General features: G+C 40.2%; 23 protein-coding genes. 5 read left to right on the top strand and 18 right to left on the bottom strand.

Annotated elements, in window-relative coordinates:
• The first annotated feature begins 221 nt into the window (after positions 1–221).
• Positions 222–758, top strand: coding sequence for a flavodoxin family protein (locus tag MOJ78_RS04740; RefSeq protein WP_304980060.1), 537 nt, complete (start codon positions 222–224; stop codon positions 756–758).
• A gap of 348 nt (positions 759–1,106) precedes the next feature.
• Here the strand turns inward: MOJ78_RS04740 and MOJ78_RS04735 are convergent, their stop codons facing one another.
• The 6 genes from MOJ78_RS04735 to MOJ78_RS04710 all read right to left on the bottom strand — a co-directional run bounded on the left by MOJ78_RS04735 (position 1,107) and on the right by MOJ78_RS04710 (position 5,162).
• Positions 1,107–1,262 carry a protein YkzP gene (locus MOJ78_RS04735; protein WP_304980059.1) on the bottom strand — a complete coding sequence of 52 codons (156 nt, stop codon included), beginning with the start codon at positions 1,260–1,262 and terminating at the stop codon, positions 1,107–1,109.
• A gap of 215 nt (positions 1,263–1,477) precedes the next feature.
• A complete protein-coding gene (gene nfsA / locus MOJ78_RS04730; protein WP_304980058.1) occupies positions 1,478–2,236 on the bottom strand; it encodes an oxygen-insensitive NADPH nitroreductase in 759 nt (252 codons plus the stop codon).
• A gap of 126 nt (positions 2,237–2,362) precedes the next feature.
• Entirely contained in the window at positions 2,363–2,761 is a 399-nt protein-coding gene (locus tag MOJ78_RS04725; RefSeq protein WP_304980057.1) for a disulfide oxidoreductase, read from the bottom strand.
• On the bottom strand, positions 2,754–3,470 hold the full coding sequence (locus tag MOJ78_RS04720; protein WP_304980056.1) for a DsbA family protein: 717 nt from the start codon (positions 3,468–3,470) through the stop codon (positions 2,754–2,756). The genes MOJ78_RS04725 and MOJ78_RS04720 overlap by 8 nt, the downstream gene beginning before the upstream one ends.
• 250 nt (positions 3,471–3,720) lie before the next feature.
• Positions 3,721–4,605, bottom strand: coding sequence for a patatin-like phospholipase family protein (locus tag MOJ78_RS04715; RefSeq protein WP_304980055.1), 885 nt, complete (start codon positions 4,603–4,605; stop codon positions 3,721–3,723).
• Positions 4,606–4,961: 356 nt separating this feature from the next.
• A complete protein-coding gene (locus MOJ78_RS04710) occupies positions 4,962–5,162 on the bottom strand; it encodes an LPXTG cell wall anchor domain-containing protein (protein ID WP_304980054.1) in 201 nt (66 codons plus the stop codon).
• Positions 5,163–5,332: 170 nt separating this feature from the next.
• Between MOJ78_RS04710 and MOJ78_RS04705 the strand changes: the two genes are divergently transcribed.
• Complete coding sequence (locus tag MOJ78_RS04705) at positions 5,333–5,629, top strand: hypothetical protein (RefSeq protein WP_304980053.1); 297 nt, start codon at positions 5,333–5,335, stop codon at positions 5,627–5,629.
• A gap of 134 nt (positions 5,630–5,763) precedes the next feature.
• Here MOJ78_RS04705 and MOJ78_RS04700 read toward each other — a convergent pair whose 3' ends face one another.
• The 4 genes from MOJ78_RS04700 to MOJ78_RS04685 form a co-directional block, all read right to left on the bottom strand.
• Complete coding sequence (locus MOJ78_RS04700; RefSeq protein WP_304980052.1) at positions 5,764–7,077, bottom strand: phytoene desaturase family protein; 1,314 nt, start codon at positions 7,075–7,077, stop codon at positions 5,764–5,766.
• An 850-nt stretch (positions 7,078–7,927) separates the two neighbouring features.
• On the bottom strand, positions 7,928–8,782 hold the full coding sequence (locus tag MOJ78_RS04695; protein ID WP_304980051.1) for an MBL fold metallo-hydrolase: 855 nt from the start codon (positions 8,780–8,782) through the stop codon (positions 7,928–7,930).
• A gap of 321 nt (positions 8,783–9,103) precedes the next feature.
• Entirely contained in the window at positions 9,104–9,511 is a 408-nt protein-coding gene (locus MOJ78_RS04690) for a cupredoxin domain-containing protein (RefSeq protein WP_304980050.1), read from the bottom strand.
• Positions 9,512–9,576: 65 nt separating this feature from the next.
• On the bottom strand, positions 9,577–10,572 hold the full coding sequence (locus MOJ78_RS04685) for a zinc-binding dehydrogenase (protein ID WP_304980049.1): 996 nt from the start codon (positions 10,570–10,572) through the stop codon (positions 9,577–9,579).
• Between the two features lie 124 nt (positions 10,573–10,696).
• Between MOJ78_RS04685 and MOJ78_RS04680 the strand changes: the two genes are divergently transcribed.
• Both MOJ78_RS04680 and yfkAB read left to right on the top strand, forming a co-directional pair.
• Positions 10,697–11,113 carry a GNAT family N-acetyltransferase gene (locus MOJ78_RS04680; RefSeq protein ID WP_304980048.1) on the top strand — a complete coding sequence of 139 codons (417 nt, stop codon included), beginning with the start codon at positions 10,697–10,699 and terminating at the stop codon, positions 11,111–11,113.
• A gap of 248 nt (positions 11,114–11,361) precedes the next feature.
• On the top strand, positions 11,362–12,486 hold the full coding sequence (yfkAB, locus tag MOJ78_RS04675) for a radical SAM/CxCxxxxC motif protein YfkAB (RefSeq protein WP_304980047.1): 1,125 nt from the start codon (positions 11,362–11,364) through the stop codon (positions 12,484–12,486).
• A gap of 197 nt (positions 12,487–12,683) precedes the next feature.
• On the opposite strand, the gene MOJ78_RS04670 is transcribed toward yfkAB, so the two are convergent.
• Entirely contained in the window at positions 12,684–13,328 is a 645-nt protein-coding gene (locus MOJ78_RS04670; protein WP_304980046.1) for a toast rack family protein, read from the bottom strand.
• Positions 13,329–13,669: 341 nt separating this feature from the next.
• On the opposite strand from MOJ78_RS04670, the gene rnz reads away from it, so the two are divergent.
• Entirely contained in the window at positions 13,670–14,608 is a 939-nt protein-coding gene (gene rnz, locus MOJ78_RS04665) for a ribonuclease Z (RefSeq protein WP_304980045.1), read from the top strand.
• 210 nt (positions 14,609–14,818) lie between these two features.
• Here the strand turns inward: rnz and MOJ78_RS04660 are convergent, their stop codons facing one another.
• From MOJ78_RS04660 to MOJ78_RS04630, 7 genes are all read right to left on the bottom strand, one after another.
• Positions 14,819–15,232, bottom strand: coding sequence for a hypothetical protein (locus MOJ78_RS04660; protein ID WP_304980044.1), 414 nt, complete (start codon positions 15,230–15,232; stop codon positions 14,819–14,821).
• Between the two features lie 69 nt (positions 15,233–15,301).
• The gene (locus MOJ78_RS04655) at positions 15,302–15,523 is read right to left on the bottom strand and encodes a helix-turn-helix domain-containing protein (protein ID WP_304980043.1); all 222 of its coding nucleotides are present in this window, start codon (positions 15,521–15,523) and stop codon (positions 15,302–15,304) included.
• Positions 15,524–15,538: 15 nt separating this feature from the next.
• Positions 15,539–16,021 (bottom strand): DUF2975 domain-containing protein, encoded by a 483-nt coding sequence (locus MOJ78_RS04650; protein WP_304980042.1) that lies wholly within the window; start codon positions 16,019–16,021, stop codon positions 15,539–15,541.
• Between the two features lie 339 nt (positions 16,022–16,360).
• Positions 16,361–17,911: an ABC-F family ATP-binding cassette domain-containing protein gene (locus MOJ78_RS04645; protein ID WP_304980041.1), complete on the bottom strand. Its 1,551-nt coding sequence runs from the start codon at positions 17,909–17,911 to the stop codon at positions 16,361–16,363.
• A 489-nt stretch (positions 17,912–18,400) separates the two neighbouring features.
• Complete coding sequence (locus MOJ78_RS04640) at positions 18,401–18,775, bottom strand: cyclic-phosphate processing receiver domain-containing protein (protein WP_304980040.1); 375 nt, start codon at positions 18,773–18,775, stop codon at positions 18,401–18,403.
• An 80-nt stretch (positions 18,776–18,855) separates the two neighbouring features.
• Positions 18,856–19,362: a GDYXXLXY domain-containing protein gene (locus MOJ78_RS04635; RefSeq protein ID WP_304980039.1), complete on the bottom strand. Its 507-nt coding sequence runs from the start codon at positions 19,360–19,362 to the stop codon at positions 18,856–18,858.
• Complete coding sequence (locus MOJ78_RS04630) at positions 19,359–20,573, bottom strand: DUF2157 domain-containing protein (protein ID WP_304980038.1); 1,215 nt, start codon at positions 20,571–20,573, stop codon at positions 19,359–19,361. The genes MOJ78_RS04635 and MOJ78_RS04630 overlap by 4 nt, the downstream gene beginning before the upstream one ends.
• Positions 20,574–20,668: the final 95 nt, after the last annotated feature.

Below are 20,668 nucleotides of genomic sequence, written 5' to 3'. Positions count from 1 at the left end.
CTTTGACTATCTTTGATCTTTAATAGCATTATACTTTGACCTATTTTGACTTTCAAGGTTTTTGCCTATAAAATTTTTCCATATGTTCATTGTTTTAAAAGGGTAACAAATTCGTTTTGTGGACGCAAAGATCTTGCTTGATTTTAGGAAGCAACATATTCGCATATGGACGAAAGGTTAGGATATGATTAGATGGCTAACGTAAAAGGAGGAAGTGTCTTATGAAGATATTAGCGATAAATGGCAGTGCAAGGGATGATGGAAATACAGAACTTTTAACCAAGAAAGCATTAGATGGGCTGGATGTGACTCATATCCATTTGAGAGATTTCAATATACGCCCGATTGATGATTTGCGACATACAGAAGGTGGTTTTCAACCTGTTGAGGATGATAACGATCGGCTTGTTGAAATGATGCTTGATCATGATATTCTTGTTTTTGCCACGCCTGTCTACTGGTATGGAATGTCTGGGATTATGAAGAACCTCATCGATCGATGGTCTCAAAATTTACGTGATTCCCGTTTTGATTTCAAAGATAAATTGTCCAAGAAAACTGCATACGTCATTTGCTGCGGAGGCGATAATCCAAAACTTAAAGCCTTGCCACTCATCCAGCAATTCAGCTATATTTTTGATTTTGTATCCATGGAATTTGGCGGATATATAATTGGAAAAGGCAATCAACCAGGCGAAGTTCTTAACGATATTGAAGCACTTGCACAAGCGGAACAATTAAATAAGCATTTGAACTGATTTTAACTGACTATTTTTCCAATTTGCCGAACCGAATGACATTAATTATCGTCTAATAGAGCACACAGAAAAAAGTACTATTTTCCATGATTGAAAGGTAAAAACCGTTCCGATGAGGTTACCACATGGTCATCCTTACATGGATTGGGTGCAGAGGCTGTCAGGAGGATAAATGATGTTCTATTTTAATTTGGTCATAAAATTCATCAAGTACCCCTACTACTTATACAAGGCTATACATTTTCATAGCAAGATCATGAAGGATGACTATCGGGAACGTTGATTCATACATCAAATTTTCGTCGGAATAATTAAAAACTCGTCCAGCTGCTTGGACGAGTTTTTGTCTTATAGATTCTGTTTGTTCCGCTTTGGGATATCCTTATCATCAAACCTTACTGGTCCTTTTGCAATTTCATCGGCAATTTCATAATCAGGCAAACTTTCCGTCGGTGTCTGGTTATGGTGCTGCACCTTGTTTTGAACTTTCTTACGTTTGGTCATTCGAATCCCTCCGCTTTTTTGTACGTTAGGAATGTATAACTTTTCAGCTAGAAGGATAATCGACGTCGTGGAAAAGTTAACGTTCCAAGTATAAGTTCAACTAAGACTCAGCCTGCGCCAAGGATTGGCGAGAGGCCTTTAGGTCATCCCTTTAGGGACCAAGTTTCCTTTATTAGTTTTGGTCAACGAGCGAAGAGTTATTCGGTTAAATCAACCTATTTTAAAGGTAGTTTGATGCTTTTCAAAAAGTCTTTCATATACATCCGGACGGGCTTGGTCATTTTCCCAGTCACAATTTCCGTCCATGTATGGGATCGTTTTCCTTGAGTTCTTTTTAGATAATAATCGGAGATGTCCTCGTTATAGTTCGATAACTGTTGTTTGAATTGGCTTTCATCCTGGATATATTCATCAACATGGTAGACGTTGTCGATTGGTAAGCGTTGTTTTTGCCCCGGCTGTTGATCTGGTACACCTACACATAGTCCGAAGAGCGGCACGACTCGATCTGGTGTTTTTAAAACTTTAGCCACTTCCGGAAGATTATTCCGTAGTCCACCTATGAAGCAAATCCCCAGTCCCATTGATTCCGCCGCTATAACTGCATTTTGTGCAGCAAGTGCCGCATCAATCATACCAACCATGAATTTTTCAGTGGATTCCAACGTTTCAATTACATTTTCAATCGGAATCCCCTCTAATTCAGCAGCTAATTTATGGCGGTTCAAATCGGCACAAAACACGAAAAAGTGACCGTTGTCTTCGACATATTCTTGATTGCCAGCTAATTCAGCAAGTTTTTTCTTTTTCACAGGTTCCTTTACTCCAATGATCGAATACACCTGAAGATAACTTGATGTTGCTGCAGCTTGTGCACATTGTACAATCGTGGAAATTTGTTCTTCGGTTAATGGCTCATCTTTAAAGGAGCGTATCGATCGATGGTTGAGGATTGTGTCTATCGTCTGATTCATTGCAATCACCCTTCTATTGTTTACATTACTATCTTTTTATCGTATCCATTTGTTTCTCTTTGAACAACCATTTTGTCTTTTGACTACAGAGAAAAAGCCGATCACCCGTAGATGATCAGCCAGCTTTTACTTTTTCAATTGAAGGATCAGGAATATCGTTATGAAAATAAATGCGGTTAACGCTAGAAACGGGATCGTAATGAAGCCGATCCAGTTGATGTACTCTCCTGAACACGGAACTCCTTGAGTACATTGAACCGCAGTTGCGAACCACTCGGTCTTTTGGTGGAGATAATGAAAGCCCGATACGAAAACACCGAGAATACTTAATGGCAGGACATAGTAAGGAAGCTTAGCATCATCTACGTACAATCCGACCCCGATAATTACGACGAGCGGGTACATCAAAATCCGTTGGTACCAGCATAACTGACAGGGAATGAAGCCTGCTATTTCACTAAAATAAAGACTTCCAAGCACTGCAACGATTGATACGATCCAAGCTGTAGATAAAAGCTTATTCATTGTTATCTGCAATAGCGTCTTCGATAGCTGGTTTGATCGTACCCTCGTAATCAAATGGGTCTTGAATTTGCTTGCCGTTAATGACGATGGTTGGTGTACTTTGGACTTCATTACTCATTGTGATATCTTCCTTAATTTCATCTTCGAATTTACCAGCATCAATGTCGCTTTTCAATTGTTCAATATTAATACCTTCGATGTTTTCATCGATCAGGCCAATCAAAAACTCTTCGGTGGCCCACTGCTCTTGTTCTTTCCCCTGATTACTGAATACAAGCTCATAATATTCCCAATATGCCTGTTCATCTTGAGCCAAAACAGCTTCACCGACAATTGCAGCAGTTGTAGAATCAGGTCCTACAAATGGCTTGTTCACCATAAACATTTCTACTTTTCCGGTATCGATAAAATCTTTCTGGATCTGTGGGTAAATTTCTGCGGCAAAATGCGCACATCCCGGACACTTGAAATCGGCGAACTCTAATATTTTGACGGGGGCGTCCTCTTCACCGATCGAAGGCTGACCTTCATAGGAAACCTCAATGTCGGTGTTGCCAGTCGCATCTCCTTTTGGCTCTTGATTGCTCACAAAAAATAACAGGATCGCTGCTAATATGAAAATTCCGCTTATAATTAAGATAAAGCCTTTATTACTATTTTTTGGCGGCTTATATACCGTTTGATTTTTCTTTTTCTTTTTATTTGCCATTAAATATCCTCCTAGAGTATGTACTAATCTTATTTTTTATCAAATCCTAACCTTTTGTCAATTAATGTGTCTTCCAATAAAAAAGAGAGGGACTAACTCCTGAATTGAGTCTACCCTCTCAAAATTATGGTAATTATAAATTGTTTTTCAGGAGGTTGCGAATCTCGTATTAGTTTGTTTCTAAAGCATTTTGAAGTTGGATCGATTTATTGTTAATTTACGAATTCTACCCATAAAATCATATTTCGATTTACGAAGGGGAAGCATCCTTAACCAATTCAGAAGGTTGCTTAATCCATTTCTTGATGTGCTCTAAATGTTTGGCGGCATCTTCGTATCCTTGTTCGTATAGTTCGGTCAGTTTTACTGGATCTCGTTCTACGCGGCTAACTTTTAGTGGCTCAGTGGGGCGAATTACATAAACGTCACCAGATGCCTCTTTCTCAGAAATGTAGGAAATCGTATCGTTGTATTTTTGAAAACGATCGTCTAAACGTTGGATAAGTCCTTCATATTTTGGATAAAACCGCTTGGCTAGCCAATTCATTTTTGAGCGTCTTTTTAAATAGCCATCATTGCGGGTTAGAATAACGATGTTTTTCTGATTGCCGTCCTGTTCAGACCGTTTAAGCGGGATCGGATCTGAAATTCCACCATCCATTAATACCCGCCCCTCAAACTCAATCACAGGGGCCATAAATGGAAGTGAACTAGACGCACGTAGGATCGGTAGGATTTTATCGCGATAAGCGGATTTCTCATAGTAGACCGCCTCACCCGTAATACAATCGGTCGTTCCAATGAGAAACTTTTCTCCGGTTTGGTGGAAGGTTTCGTAATCAAATGGAACGAGTTGATTTGGGATCGCATCAAAGATAAGATCCATTCCGAATAACTGTTTCTTTCGGAATAAATTTTTAATTGAGATGTAATCAGGGTGCTGGACATAGCCGATACATACCTGTTTGTTTCGCCCTTTCTGCCTGGAAAGATAAGATGCGGCTTGGCAGGCTCCCGCAGATACACCGATCACATATGGGAGGTAGAAATCCTGCTCCATAAAGTATTCTAAAACGCCTGCTGTATACACACCCCTCATTCCTCCGCCTTCCAATACTAGTCCAGTTGAAGTCATGGTGAACCCCCGATCCTTTATCTTTTTATCATTATTTTACAAAAGTTGATCGAAGAAAGCCAATTTACTTTAGCGATGGAATGAATTCGATCTCTTTAAAATAAAAATTGCCTTCCTACTATTGTTGTTCCCCCAGAACATATACAGTCAGTTGAACCAACTTCGCGAAAAGCACCAACTCACGGAATATGCCGCTCATCAATGGATGCAAACCCATCCGACAACACTTTGGTCATCAAGTCAATACTGCGGTTTCACTTCCTATAGCTTGTCTATTTAATGAAAAAACCCCACAACTCTCAGTAATCGAGAGGCGGAGCTAACAATCTAATTTTTGAGTTTGCAAATGAATTTTTTCAAGTTGGAGGTGGTTGGTTTCCTTCGCCACCAATTCCATAGTGTTCATGGTACTTCTCTTTTGCTTGCTGACGATGTGGTCGTTTCTCATATTCCTTTGGGTTGTAATGAACATCTGCTTCGTGCTTTTTCCTTTTGTCATAATAAATGGCCGCAGCCAGCACAATCAACAGTGCACCCAACAATAATAGCCACATCATAGCTTTCCGCCTCCTTTTAATCGTTTATATACCCGAGTATTCAAAACGGTAACCATGATTGAACCATTCAATCTTAGAAAAGTACCTCTGCTTATACTTACGTTAAACCGTTTACAATCGTCACCCTTATCTGTAAAGTAGAATTAGAGAAAAACAAAGGTGGTCGAACGATGGTAACGAAACAGCTCGTAGTTTTTTCTGTTATTGGCGGTGCATTGATTTTACTTGGATTGAGTTTCATATGGAAAAAATCAATTATTATGATTCGGGATTATGATAAAAGCGAGATTAAGGATAAAGAAGGTTTAGCAAAACTGGCTGGACTATACATAGCGGGAATCGGGGTTCTTGTTTTTGTCGCTTCATTCTTAAGTGGTATGATTGGAGTGTCGGCATGGATCGGATTTGCTGTTCTTGTATCCGCTTCATCCTTCGTCATGTTAAAGAACTTAACAAACTACATGTAAAATCTAAAGAAAACTTGGCTAGCGCCAAGCCTTAGCGCAGGCGATCGCCTTAGTTGCGCTTATACTATAGAAAGTACTTTATACTTTCTTAACGTGCAAAAAGGACTGCCCGATTTTTCAAGGGCAGTCCTAATTTATTGATCTTTGTCTTTTTGTAGAATAAGCTGGCTTGCTTCGTATGCAGATGTGAATGAAAGCTCCGATAATTGACCTTTTCCTTCACACCAGTCCCCCGCAAAGAATGCATTTCGATAATCAGGGAAATATACCGGCATCGGTTCTTGGTTCATTTTCCACTTGATTTCTTGCGCAGACGCTCGTTTCGATTTTCGCGGAACGACAAGTTCGTCCCGCCATCCTTCAAAATGCTTATCGTACATTGCTTCAATTTTTCCCTCAATTTCCGCAATCCGTTCTTTGTCTTCCAGTTCTTCCTTTTTGATATACGCGATCGCCTGAAGCAGTTGTCCCCCGTCTGGTACGCAGCCTTCATCATAGAAGCTGATGTCGGTAATGAACATCTTGTTATGTTTATCGTAAACATACGAATATGGCACATCAATTCGATTTTTCAAACCGAGGTCATAGACGAAAACATAGCTTGGTTCATAGTGTGCATAATGTTTTACAGAGTGCTCCAGATTCGTGTCGACGAACATCTTCGACAATTCAGATGGCGGTGCACAAAAGACGAATTCCTTCGCACGGAGGTTCCCTTTTTTCGATTGTACTTCTACGATTCGATCTCCCTCTGTTGTAACAGATTCCACTCTCGCCTTTGTGAAAATCTCACCGCCGTTCCGTTCGATCACGGTAACGAATTTATTAATGAGCGACTGCCAGCCACCGCCAACATATGCAACTGGTTTGTTCGTCGTAAATAGGCGGCGGTAGTAATCGAAATAAACATCGGATGGGATTTTTTCCGGTTCGCTTGTAAAAAAGTTAGATGACGCAAGGGTTAGCATCATTTCCTTTACGTCTTCCGTCAGGTGATGCTGATCCATCCATTTTTTAATTGATAAGTGTGGATGACCTTTTTCCATATGTGTAAGGGTTTTAAAAATTTCAAAGGTGAATTTAAGCTTGTCGGCACCTTTCATCAGCTTTGTCCGGAATAGTCCTTTCACGTTTGCCGGAACCGAGGTTAATTCATTCCCGATATCGTATTTGGCTTTATCTGGTTTAAAGTCCCGCCAATCAACGTCAATTCTAAGCTCCTTTTCAAAGGTTCTAAGAATCGAAGTATCTCTTCCATAGATCGCATGAGCACCAAAGTTGAACGAAAATCCTTTTAGATTGATTGTCACGGCTCTTCCACCTAATAGACCTTTTTCCAATAGTGCTACTTTCTTTCCTTTTTCTGATAGGTAAGCTGCAGCAGAAAGACCTGCCAGCCCACCACCAACAATGACTACATCCACGTGTTGAACCTCTGTTGTATTCACAAAGTGTGCCTCCTTCTCCATGTTCAACAATCTATTTATTAACTCGATCTCATTTTTTCACAATCCTTATTATTACATACTTCAACTATAACTAGAACTAAGAAGCTTCAATTTTTCATTTTTGAAAATTGGTAATTTATTCAATGCAATAACATAAAGAAAGCTTGGCTGGCACCAAGCCAAAGCGCAGATGACTGCCCTAGTACACTTATACTGAGATAGGATCAGACTTTTCAACATTATGGACAAAACAATGGGTTTCGCAGTTAATTTCGAATTTTCGCAGTTAATCCTAAGGTTTCACAGTAATTTTCCATTTTCGCAGTAAATCCCGGGCCGGTGTAAATCGTAAAGCTCTGGTAGCAGCTTGACCATTGTTTCTTACCGATACTGTACTATAGAAAGAATTTTCAGGCTTTATAAACGTACGAAAAAACCTTCCCCGATTTCGGGAAAGGTTTTCTCTTAGGGTTTAGGGGTTAGGGGGATAAAAGGTTGTTACTTAAAGGATACCCCGTCCTACAATTTCTAAACCAAAATTCCTAAAATAATTTTAGATTTTTTTAAGCGCCTAGTTCTTTTGTAACATTTTCGTAATAATCGTAATGGCACTGAAACTTTAAGTCCGTTTTTTCGTCTTAATTAGTAATAAAACATTTTTTGGGGGATGAGTATAATGAACACATTTATGAACTTAGTTAGACCGTTACTTGCTGGCACGATTGCTATATTGGCATTTATTTTTGCAGCACTTTCTCTTTGGAACATGTTCGGTTAAGAAAACGGAAATAACAGAGACCTCATCTATGTGTATGGACGGCTGATGAGGTCTTTTGTTTTTAGGATCAGGTTACTTTTTTAACTGTTCGTAAACCGACCATATAGTAGACGGAACTGTATCTTTAGATTCCCATTCTGCGGCATAATCAAATAGCTCAAATCCGGAAGCCGCTTCCTCTGCTGGAACCCCTTCCTTAACCATTTTGTTACAGTAATTCAAAGTATCCGTTAAATACAATTGATTCAGCTCAAAATGATGTTCGTTTCCAATTGGGCCATGGCCAGGAACATGGGTTTCGATATCATATTTACTTAATTCGTTTAAGCTTCTAGACCATTCCACCGCATTTCCGTGAACCAATGCAAGATGGGTATCGAAGAACAATAGATTGCCGGCAAACGTTATTTTATCATCCGGTAAAAGAAGTACAGAATCTGATTTAGAATGACCGCCACCCCACGTTTTGATGAGTGCTTTTCGCTTTGAACAATGGATGACCAGGTCGTTTTCACAGCAAACAGTTGGTAAGGTCATTTTAAAATGAAGAAGTGACTCGTTTATTTCCGTTATCGTACCAATTAATAGTTCGAGTCGTTTCTTTTTTTGAGGGTCTGTTTCATTCGCTGATTTTTCTTTCATACTGGCTAAAAAGGTTTCGCCGTCTTGTTTTTGCTGTGCAATTTGACCAGACAATGACTCTTTGATAATTTTACGTGTTTTATCCGTAGAAATGATCGGAACATCCGAAAAAACTTGATTCCCTCTGACATGGTCACCGTGCTCGTGACTGTTCACAGCGTACAATATTTGTTTCCCTGTTATTGTTTCTGCAGCACTTCTTAAATCCTCTGCCGCCTGTGGTGTCAGGAACGTATCAAAAATAAGAAGCCCCTCGCCTAGATCGGCAAAGCCGCTGTTTCCCATTGAGCCAGTTCCGTCTTTGCTGATTGCCGCAAAAACACCATCGGTTACTTTTTTAAAGAAAACTTGGCTCAGCCAAGCCTTTGGCGTAGGCTGAGCCTTAGTTGCACTTATACTATAGAAAGTATTTATACTTTCTTAACGTGCGAGGTCAATATGTCGTGATGTTTGAATTGCCTCAGTTGATTTAGACATATCCATCACCCTTTCAAATTTGGATCTCTACTTTATACATACGGGAAAGGGTGCGTCGAATCCTATATGGAACTGTGTCGAAATAATGAAAAAAGGAGGTTGACTCGATTCTGAGCCCCCTCCTATACTTTACTTTTCGACGATAACTTCTCCAACCATTTCTCTTGGATGAAAACGGCAGTAAAGCTTAAATGTTCCGGTTTTGCTAGGGGTCACAACGACTTCTTTCGTTTCACCCGGCTTAAGTAAAATATCAATTTTTAAAGCTTCAACCGTGAATGTGTGCTGAGTGTTTCCTGTATTTTTCAGGATGAGTGTATTCGGTTGATTGGCCTTTAGCCGAATTTCATTTGGATTGAATGAGAAATCAGCAAGTTCAACGTTTATTTCCATTTGTCGATCGGCTAGCAATGTACGTGCCTCTGCCTTTGTTTCAGTTAGCTCTAAATCAGGCGCTTGAGCCACCATCTGGAATACGGTAATAACACCGACCGCCACTCCGAAAAATAATAATGTATTGAATAGATATCGTTTCATGAGCATCACCTTTTTTGTTATTTATATAAAGTGATGTCCCATAGAATCAGCTTTTATGCACCGTTTTACTCAGAAATTGCGAATCCGATTTTTCCAAATTGTTCGGCTGCTTCCAGTCGATTAAACGCATCCTCATATTCTTCAAGGCGATACGTTTTATCAAGAACGGGCTTAATGTTGTAGTTTTCAATGAATTGAAGCATTTCACGTAGTTCCTCGCGACTTCCCATCGTGGATCCTAACAAATTGTATTGACCATAAAAGAAATTTCGGATATCCAGTTTAATTTCATCCCCTGCGGAAGCACCGAACGTGACAACCGTGCCACCCTTTTTTACTTGATCCAAAGATTTTTCAAATGTAGCAGCACCAACACTTTCAATAACAAGATCAACCTTTTCCCCGTCCAATGCCTCATTCCAGTCTTTTTCACTACCGATCGCATGGTCTGCTCCTAGTTTGAGAGCTTGCTGTCGCTTCGCTTCACTTCTCGATGTAACAGTAACTTTCGCTCCGACCGCTTTTGCGAATTGTAAAATGAACGTGATGACACCGCTGCCGACACCAGGCAACAACACATGCTGTCCTTCCTGCACTTGTCCTCTTGTAAAAAGAGCTCTATAGGCCGTTAACGCTGCAAGAGACAAAACACCCGCTTCCGCCCAGTTCAAATGGGTTGGCTTCGGTTCAACGCTATTGGCTGTAATGACGATTTCCTCAGCAAACGTCCCATTTGACGGGTAGCCAAGGATATCGAATCCTTTTGGAGGTGCGGGCGATTTTGAATGCCAGCCCAGTCCAGGGTTGATGATGACCTCGTCCCCGACTTTGACATTGTTGACATCCGCTCCAACCCCGTTGATCACCCCTGCACCGTCCGAACCGATGACAAATGGAGGCTCACCATCACCATGACGAGTTAAAACAAAAAGATCTCTATGATTAAGCCCTGCTGATTTCAGTTGAACTTTAACCTCGCCAGCTTTTGGTTCAGCCGATTCAAATTCCTGAAAAGCCGTACCTTCCATTCCTTTTGGCGAAGTATGTACGATTGCTTTCATTGATATCCTCCTCCTTTTTTTCCATTATGACACAGACGATAGAGGACACTCACTCATAACGCTTCAGAATTTTCATACTTTTGTATAAGGAACTTGGTAATACATGAACCAAGGGGTGAGTTGAATGATTCAATTTCAAGAAATGATGCGCAGACGTTCTCCTGAAGAATACACAGACAACATCATTAAAAATTATGACATGACGTTTGTACAGGCATCAGACCTGGCTGTAAATGAGTTCAATGAATTATTGAGTGATGGCCTGAATACGGTGAACCATTATTTATATAATGTTGTGGATGAGCTGAAAAATAATGCTGGAGTCATTTGGTACTTTTATAACCAAGTTGAGAAAGAAGCTTACATTTATGAAATTTGGATCGATCCAGCTTATCGAGGGAAAGAGCATGCATCTAAAGCGATTGAACTTTATCATGATCACGTAAAAGAGCTTGGTGCACGGAAGGTCGGTCTTCATGTTTTCGGTAAGACGGGGCTATCAAGCTATATGAGAAGATGGGGTTTGAAAAAGCAAGCATAGTGATGGAGCGCCAATTATAAGAACATTGTGCAAGTAACTGGAAACGACTTCGTTCATGCTATAGTAAAGAGTGTTACTTGCTCCAACTTTACGGATTTGTACCGAGGAAGCATTAATCGGCAGCAACGAGCGATACTTGCATATAGGCTACGAGTTGTACCGAGAAAGCCCGCTTCATAGTTCGGTCTTGTAGACGCAGGTGCATGGGCAAGCAGACTATTTTGTTACATAAAAGGAGTTCTTTTTTAATGTTAAAAGAAGCTGGACGTTTACCTGAAATTACACCTGAAAATGATCCATGGGAAGCCTACCTTGAAGTGAAGGACCATGGACAAATGGTACTCAGTAATATCGAATTCACGACAACGACAATCTGTAACATGCGCTGTGAACACTGTGCCGTCGGTTATACATTACAACCGAAGGATCCGGATGCACTGCCAATCGATCTGATGCTCCGTCGACTGGATGAAGTCCCTTATTTACGTGCACTTAGTATCACAGGCGGAGAACCGATGCTTTCGATGAAATCAGTCAAGGAGTATGTCGTTCCTTTGCTTCGATATGCACACGAACGTGGCATCCGCACACAAATCAATTCGAACTTGACTCTCGATCTCAAGCGTTATGAGCTGATTACGCCTTATTTGGACGTTCTACATATTTCACATAATTACGGATCCGTTGAGGATTTTAATGAAATCGGGTTTGCGATGATGGAGAAGAAACCTTCAGTCGGGCAGCGTGAAAACTATTTTAAAAAGATGGTAGAAAACGCTCAGGCGCTTACTTCTGCTGGGGTAATCGTCTCTGCAGAAACGATGCTGAATAAACGGACGTTACCGCATCTTGAAGCGATCCATAAACAGATTGTTGAAATGGGTTGTCAAAGACACGAGGTGCACCCAATGTACCCGAGTGCATTTGCAAGTAACTTGGAGGTCGCGACACTTCCGGAAATCCGTAAAGGAATCCGTCGTCTTTTAGATGTACGCGATCGTGATACTTGGATGTTATTCGGAACCCTTCCATTTTACCCGTGCAGCAATGAGCCCGAGGATCTCGAATTGCTACACCGACTGTATGGAGAGAACAATGTGACCGTTCGAAATGACCCAGATGGCCGCTCTCGAATCAATGTCAATATTTTCGATGGTAGCGTGATCGTAACGGACTTTGGTGATGCTCCTATACTTGGTAATATCCAAACTGATTCATTACAGGATGTTTACGACCGTTGGATGAACAGTGATCTCGCTGCATCTGTAAATTGTCATTGTCCAGCTGTTGAGTGCCTCGGCCCAAACCTGCTCGTTAAAAATGCGTACTACCCAGACGAAGATTTTACCAGAAAACGTTCTAATATCGGGTAAAGTGCTGCAACCCCTGTAGGCTGACGCAGGTCTAGGGAAAAATTCTGCATATATGAGTGAAAATTAAAATATATCGGGAAATCCCCATTTTCATCCATAAACAAATAGAAATTGGGACGTTCCGTTACGGAAGGTCCCTTTATAATTTCTTTTCTAAGTTTTGTAAAGGTCAGGCACTATCCCGCTACTTTCTCGATTTAAACCTGTTCAAGTATGACCTCGCCGACACCGACGTTCAGATTTATGTCAATTTTCACATCAGCATCATCATACGCTTGGTTTTGATAGGCGTCACCGACCATCATGAAATAATCGGCGTTTATTTTGCCAACTCCTTTTGAAAGAGTTAGCCTTGCCCCTACTTTTTTAGGTAGTATGATCTTCGTTTTCCCTACACCCGTATTCATCTCAGCTTTAAAGCTCGTGCTCCACTCACCGGTTAGATCGATGACGGACTCTCCTACACCTGCATCAATCGATAGCTTTTGTAAATTTAAATCGGATAAGTCGAGTTCTGATTTCCCTGTCCCGATCTCAATGCATAATGAAAGAGGAAGTTGATTGTTCAGTGAAAAGTCCCAATCCTGTTTTGCTGAGAAAAACTGACCCCATTTACTCACTGATTTTTGTGAAATGACGAGTGTTCCTTTTTCGCCTTCCTTCGCGTAATCCATAGTAGGTTCTAGTTCATCTCCTCTATACTTGAATGTTCCCTCCATTATCTGCTCAGACCTACCCGACAGTTTCAGCTTACCGATCCCCATCTCTACCGTTACATCCAGTTCCTTTTCATCATTCTTTTCAATGACGTGTTTTTTCGATGTTTTCTCCTTAATCAACATTCAATTCCAGCTCCTTTTAGTTAATATAAAAACGTGCTTTTTAGGTCGATCATTATTTCAATTGCTTCGTTTCTTGGTGTACCTTTTATGTGAGTATCCTTTACCCGGTTTACTCGACTAGGAATGTAAAGCATTTTCATTCTCCTCGTGTAATTTGTCGTTATCCTAAGTTTAAGATGATTGAGGAGCTTCGATAACAGGCAATAGATTGGTTTTGATTCAGCCTGAAGTCTGATATGCATCTACGTTTGAAGAAGAATTTGGGATGATATACTAGATATGTAAACGTGGAAACTAGACGGTTTTTTAAACTAGTATTGCAGGAGAAAGGTTGAGCAAAAGTGGAGTTTCATTTTTTAGGTACCGGGGCGGGAATCCCGTCAAAAGAACGGAATGTGTCCGCGATCGCACTTCGTTTTCTAACCAATCGAAAAGGCGAAATATGGCTCTTTGACTGTGGGGAAGCGACTCAACATCAAGTACTACATACGAATATAAAATTAAGGCAGGTTTCGAGGATCTTTATCACGCATATGCATGGCGATCATATTTATGGTCTTCCAGGTGTGTTAGGTACTCGTTCTTTTCAAGGCGGGGAAGATCAATTAACGATTTATGGCCCAAAGGGGATACGCGAATTCGTTGAGGTCACGCTTCAAACAAGTGGAACCTACCTAAGGTATCCGCTCGACATTATTGAGGTCGAGGATGGATTTGCATATAAAATGAATGGTTACACGGTTCAAATCGCAGAGCTGGATCATGTCCTTCCTTCGTTCGGATATCGAATCACTGAACCGAATCAGCCTGGAAAATTGAATGTTGAGCGGCTAAAAGAAATCGGAGTTCTACCTGGACCGGTTTACCAAAGGCTCAAGGCAGGAGAAATCGTTGAGCTTGAAGACGGCAGGAGCTTGAATGGGAAGGACTTTACAGGTCCAGAGCAGCCAGGCAGGGTGATTACCATTTGTGGAGATACGCGACCAACCAGTTCCATCTATACTCTAGCGGCAAATGCAGATCTTCTGATCCATGAAGCTACATTTCAGGAAGGTTTAGAAGAAAAAGCGAAGGAGTTTTATCACTCGACGACGGTTCAAGCAGCAACCATCGCGAAAAGAGCCAACGTCAAAAGGTTGATCATTACCCATATCAGTGCACGGTATAAGGACAAAGAACACGAACTATTGGAAAGTGCGCAGCGAATTTTTCCTGATGCCGAGCTTGCTTCTGATTTCAGTATTCATCCCGTACCAAAACGAAAAGAAGCGAACCGTTAAGTAACGGTTTCTGTTTTGAGGTACAAAAACGAAATTCGCAGCCTAAGTGGCAAGGTGAATCACGCATTCGGTGGAATCGCATATAAAATCACAAGAAAAAGAGCTCGAATCCGAGCTCTTGACTTTTATAGACAGTAGGCTTATTCCATTAAAGCACCCGTTTAATTAATATGGCCTTCTTATTAAGTTAATACAATCATTCTGTATTTCTTAATTCTTCTTAAGAACATTCTTATTAACATAGAATTGTTCTGTAAAATCTCCTAATTTTTCTCCATCAATTTCATATTGATCACCATTCATTATTGCAATGTTTTCACCAACAAATATAACAGTCTCGATTAATTCGTTATCTTTATTATATAATTTATATGTTTCTTCAAAGACACTACTACTTCTATTCGTTTTTTCAAATGGCATTGAATCCATCATATCCAGAAAATCTCTTATAATCTCTTTGTTATTTGTTGAATAAGTAACCTCCTTACCAGGAACTGCTACCTCTGATTCAACAACGATTTTCTCCACATTACCTTCTATGACTTCAGTGAATTTTTCACTAGAATTGCAACCTGATAAAATTATTAAAATAGATATGACCGAAGTAATAATGGACTTTTTCATTATTTGTTATCCCTTCATTTGGTTATTTCAAAAATGCTAATATCCAAGTACCTATAAAGAAATGTCTTTTTATCCTGAAGTGGCTTCGTCATTTTTGTATTCTAAAATATCTCCAGGCTGACATTCTACAGCCTTACAAATCGCCTCTAAAGTTGATAATCGAATTGCTTTTGCCTTTCCATTTTTCAATATAGAAAGATTAGCCATCGTGATTCCAACTCTCTCCGAAAGTTCTGTGACACTCATTTTCCTTTTAGCAAGCATCACATCAATATTGATTATAATTGCCATATTATTCACCTCAGATCAGACTATTAAATCATTTTCCGCTTTTATATCTATGGCTTCTTGTAAAAGTCTTTGGAGAACAGCAGCAAAGACTGCAATCACCATTGAAGCAAAAATAACGATCATTCCGATTAATATGCCTGGTGTGTCGTCTACCGTTGTTAGAAGATATAAGAATGGCATCTCTAAAACATACAAAATACTGATTGTGATTGCGCAGTATTTTATATTCTTTAAAGCCTTTACAGATAATTCCGAGAAAGCTTCGTTCTTGTCAATATAGCTTAAAAGTTTTAAAGTCCGATACAAAGCAAAGAAAAACGGTATCATTGCTGCATACATGCCGATTAATAATGGATATTGCAAATTAGCCAGCTCAGGAAGCTGCCAATATGGGGAATTCGGGTCAAATCTAGACAACCCAAATATACACAAAGCAAGAACTGGGATTCCAAGAAGAATAACAGCTGTCCTTAAAAAGAGTGTTGATCCTCGTTTCATAAAAATAGCACCTCACTTATTATTGTTCATTTAAATTTTAACACGTTATTTATCGAATAACAATAAATAAATATTTACTTATATTATATTATTATTGTTATGTTTGTATCCCTTTAATTTAAACAAAATAAAAGGCATTCCTCATAACAAAGAAATGCCCTAAAACTTTAAACTATTCAATTTATACCTTGTTCAACTATCTCCCAATCAAAACCTTTATATAACAAGAAAAAATGCAAGTGATTCCTATGTGAACCACCTGCGTTTTTTATTAGTGAATTGTACTGTGTGTACGCCAAAATGGAACCCGTTAACCGTTTGTCACTACCTCTTTCTTGCTTATGCTCTTCTCCAACTTTCAACGTTCCAAATGTCCGTTACCCACTGTTCATAAAATTCAGGTTCATGGGATACCAGCAGGATAGTGCCCTTGTATACCTGTAATGCTTTCCTTAGTGCTTCCTTCGCTTTTATATCCAGATGGTTTGTCGGTTCATCAAGGATAAGCAAATTGCTTTCCTGAAGCATCAACACAGTAAGGCGGACCTTCGTTTGTTCCCCGCCACTTAAAGTCATCATCGGCTGATAAATGTGTTCACTTTTCAGCCCGGACCTTGCCAGACGTTTGCGCACTTCCTTTTCTTCGAGATTCGGAAACCTGGACCATACATGCTGCAAGGCAGATTCATCTCCAGTAATCTCAATTTCCTGTTCAAGATATGCTGGTCTGACGAAAGAACCGACGTTCACACTCCCGGAAATTGGTTTCAACTGACCGAGTAAAGTTCTAAGGGTGGTGGTTTTTCCGATCCCATTGTGCCCTGTAATTGCAACTTTCTCATTCTTTTTTAAAGTGAGATTCAGATTATTGATCAACGGTTCATCATATCCGATTGCAAGATCCGATGTCGTGATAACCTCCTGATTCGGCTGACGGCAGACCTCAAAACCGAACCATGACTTCGGCTGAACTACAGGCTTATCAATCCGGTCGATTTTTCCGAGCTGCTTTTCCCTGCTTTTCGCTTGTTTGGCCGTAGACGCTCGTGCTTTATTCCGCCGGATATAATCTTCAAGCTTATCGATTTCCTTTTGTTGCTTGGAAAAGGCTTGATGGATTTGCTGTTTCCGCAATTCGTACGCCTCGACAAACGCGTTATAGTTTCCGACGTAGCGGGTGATGTTTTTGTGCTCAAGATGATAAATCACATTCACGACTTCATTCATGAACCTCGTATCGTGAGAAATCAGCACAAATGCATTCGGATAGGTAGCTAGATAACTGCGGAGCCACTCAATGTGAAGATCATCAAGATAGTTTGTCGGTTCATCCAACAGCAATACGTCCGGTTTTTGCAGCAGTAACTTAGCAAGCATCAATTTCGTTCGTTGCCCCCCGGACAGTTCCGCGGTCGCTTTTTCCATACCAAGTTGTGCAATGCCAAGTCCAGCAGCGACCTCTTCTATATGGGCATCCAGTTCATAAAATCGATTGATTTCGAGCGTTTCCTGGATCTCTCCATATTTGATCAAATCGTCCTCTAACTGTTCATTCGATTGCATCGACAGCCTTTCCGTTAGTCGCACCATATCCTTTTCAAGGTCGAAAAGCCTTTGAAACGCACTTCTTAAATAGTCCTTGATTGATTGACCTCTCTCGAAATCCGGATGCTGCTCCAAATACCCGAGTTCAATTCCAGAATGGACCTCGATTTCACCTTCATCGGATATGATTTTATCTGTTAAAAGCTTTAGCAACGTGGACTTCCCTGTACCATTTGCTCCTACCAGTCCGACATGCTCTCCTTTTAAAAGCCGAAACTCAATATCGTTAAATAACATCCGGTCACCAAAACCGTGCGTTAGTCCTGTTACATGAATCATACTCATATCAATTTCCTCTTTTCTTTTCTAGGCTGGACCAAACGCAAGACGTATACAATACGCACAACCCCTATATAGCGTAAAAATGGACAAAAAAATAGAGATGCCGAAACATCCCTCTTGTCCCATCTAAATATAGACAATCAAATACCTTTTCAAATTAAAGGCCTAACCGAAAAGGGGCTTGAGGATGTTGATCTGTTGTCTTGCGTTGGCTTGTTTGATTACTTAAAAAAGGGCAGACTTTCCCCACGATCAAGCCACTACAATTAAAAGAACAACAGATCGAATCATCATCGCCTCTTAAACACCCCTCCAATGAATATTGGTTCAAGTTTAGCGGATTTTTCCTCTCCTGTAAAGGGTTGAATGTCTAAAGGTACCAAGTTTGGATTCTCCGAGGCAGCCGTACGTTCTGTTTTCGTGCACATCTTGCAGCTTACAGGGACGTAAGACATTTATAAACAATAAAAAGGAGCGACCCCAGTCACCCCTCTATCGATTAAATAAATCCAATGGTATCGGACATTGAAGGTTAAACACATGTAGCGGTAATGGATAGTAGAAAATTCCTACACTCTGAGAAATCAATCCTTGCTCCTGAGCCTCCAGCAAATACCAATACATTCGTTTCCCTGCACCGGAATTTGCCGAATGGACTGTAATTGTTTCAGCAAACAACTGACTCTTCACCATGTATTCAACTAGCATAAATCCATTTTTTACCTTGCTTTCTAAATCATGATCCAATGACAAATGTTGTACGTCAAATTTCCTTAACAAGTTAATACATTGATCAATATCTGTCGCAAGGACGTAATGTTCTGGACACGGGCGAACATCGTCTAAAAACACATTTATTTTTGACAATATTTGCTCCTTCCCGGTGAATTACGACAAGAGTAACATGGACTTACGCAAATTCCTATTTATGACGTTTTACAATATTATTACTTATTTATGACTAACGCTTCAATTGCAACCTGCCCCCAAGGAGCAACCCTCACAACAACATCTGTCAATTCTCGTTGTTTTTCAATGGATTTACCTGTCCCCTCTTCTACATAATAGCGCTCAATTCCATAATCAATGAAAACCGTTCCGGCATGTTCATATTGGGCTTTTCCTTTTAAAACGACTTTACCATCGTCCACGTCTGGTTTATCCGGATAAATTCCAATCGCATCATAATATTTATCTTTTTTCTGAAGGACGACATAAACTTTTTCCCTCGATTCAAATTTGTCCTCGCCTTCCCACAATGATAAAGATAGCGAGGAAATGTCATAGTTCAGAATGACATAATCCCCATGAAACAGGTCTCTTGGGTCGATCGGCTCTGTTTTTAAAAGTAAACGTTCTCCATATTGAAGCGTTGCATAATTAGAGCCTGCAATTGTCAGAAGGGCGACAATTTGGAATACGATTAATACAAAAAATAGAGAATTCCGTTTCATGATTTACCTCCCCGTGCATCATGAAGCCACTTTCTTCTCCGACGTTCAAGATACCAGCTTAAGATGAACAAAAGAATTCCACCTGCGAAAAAGAATATGGACTTCGGAAGGAAATCCCAAGCGAGCTGGATATATGCCACGAGTGTGCTAAGCAAAAATAACCCCGTTCCCCAGTTGATTTTGCCCGATTCTTCCGATTGATAGCCGCTGATCAATATGAAGAGAGAATAGGCAAATGCGATCACCAAGTAAAGGACATCTCCGATCATGCCGAACATAAACAAAGGTAAAAACAGTACGAGATCGGCAAGTTGGTTTCTCTCGGATTTTTTGATTTTCCAAACGAGTACAATAAGCAAAAGAACGATTAGTGAAACGAAATATGCAATGCTCGGTAAAGCCTCATCTTCGTACTTAATAAAATCATCCAGTATAAACACACTGATAAAGCTAATGATAATGGCTCCAACAATGCTCATATGTTCCCAGATTTGTTTAACCTTTCGATTGTTGATGAAATTACTAACAGCGTAAAGGACGAGAAAGATAACCGTCATCCACAAATAAGAAAGCTCGTAGCCTATTAATAAAGAGATTCCGCAAATCGAGTACGTAACTGCGAACAAATAATAATACAAGCTTCGGTTTTCACGGAAGGTCACATATCCTAGTCCACCTATAACGAGTATTGCAAGGATAGGATCAAAGGTTTGGAACGATATTGAAGTATAAATCATCCCTACTGTTCCAATGACGAGCGATAATAGATAAAAGTAACGATTCGGAAACATCAGGTAAAAACTCAAGGAAACCAACAGCCACAAAATAAAGGCTGTCGCACTGTACGAGACGATGTGGAAGATCTGTGACGTAAGAAAGATTCCCGCCCCAAAGGTTACAACTCCAATACCAATGAGCGCAATACCAGTGCTTTCGGCTCCCCTATTCAGCTGATGGTATCCTGCCACATAAAACCCAATCAAAGCAGCACAAATTACCACCATCCGAAAGACATCACTCATGTCACCCCAATTGGATGCGACAAAGGTCAAAACACCTAGACCAATTAGAATACTCGCAAAAATCGGCAGTATATTTCCACTTTTCTTTTTTTGATAAAGCGATAAAAGGCCATTCAGCTGTTCTGGCTGTATCAACCCCTTCTCAACCCACTTTGGAGCTTCCCGCTTCAACCATTTATATTCATTCATTTTCTGTGCTCCCCCTTTCACTATCTAGTTTATGATGGGTAGATCTCATGAAGCCGTTTCCAGATGAAATTTTATGTTTCTAATTCTTGATGGTT

Source organism: Alkalihalobacillus sp. AL-G, assembly GCF_030643805.1.
Classification (GTDB): domain Bacteria; phylum Bacillota; class Bacilli; order Bacillales; family Fictibacillaceae; genus Pseudalkalibacillus.
Note: the sequence above shows the minus strand (reverse complement) of the source record. Positions and strands in the feature narration are given on the sequence as shown.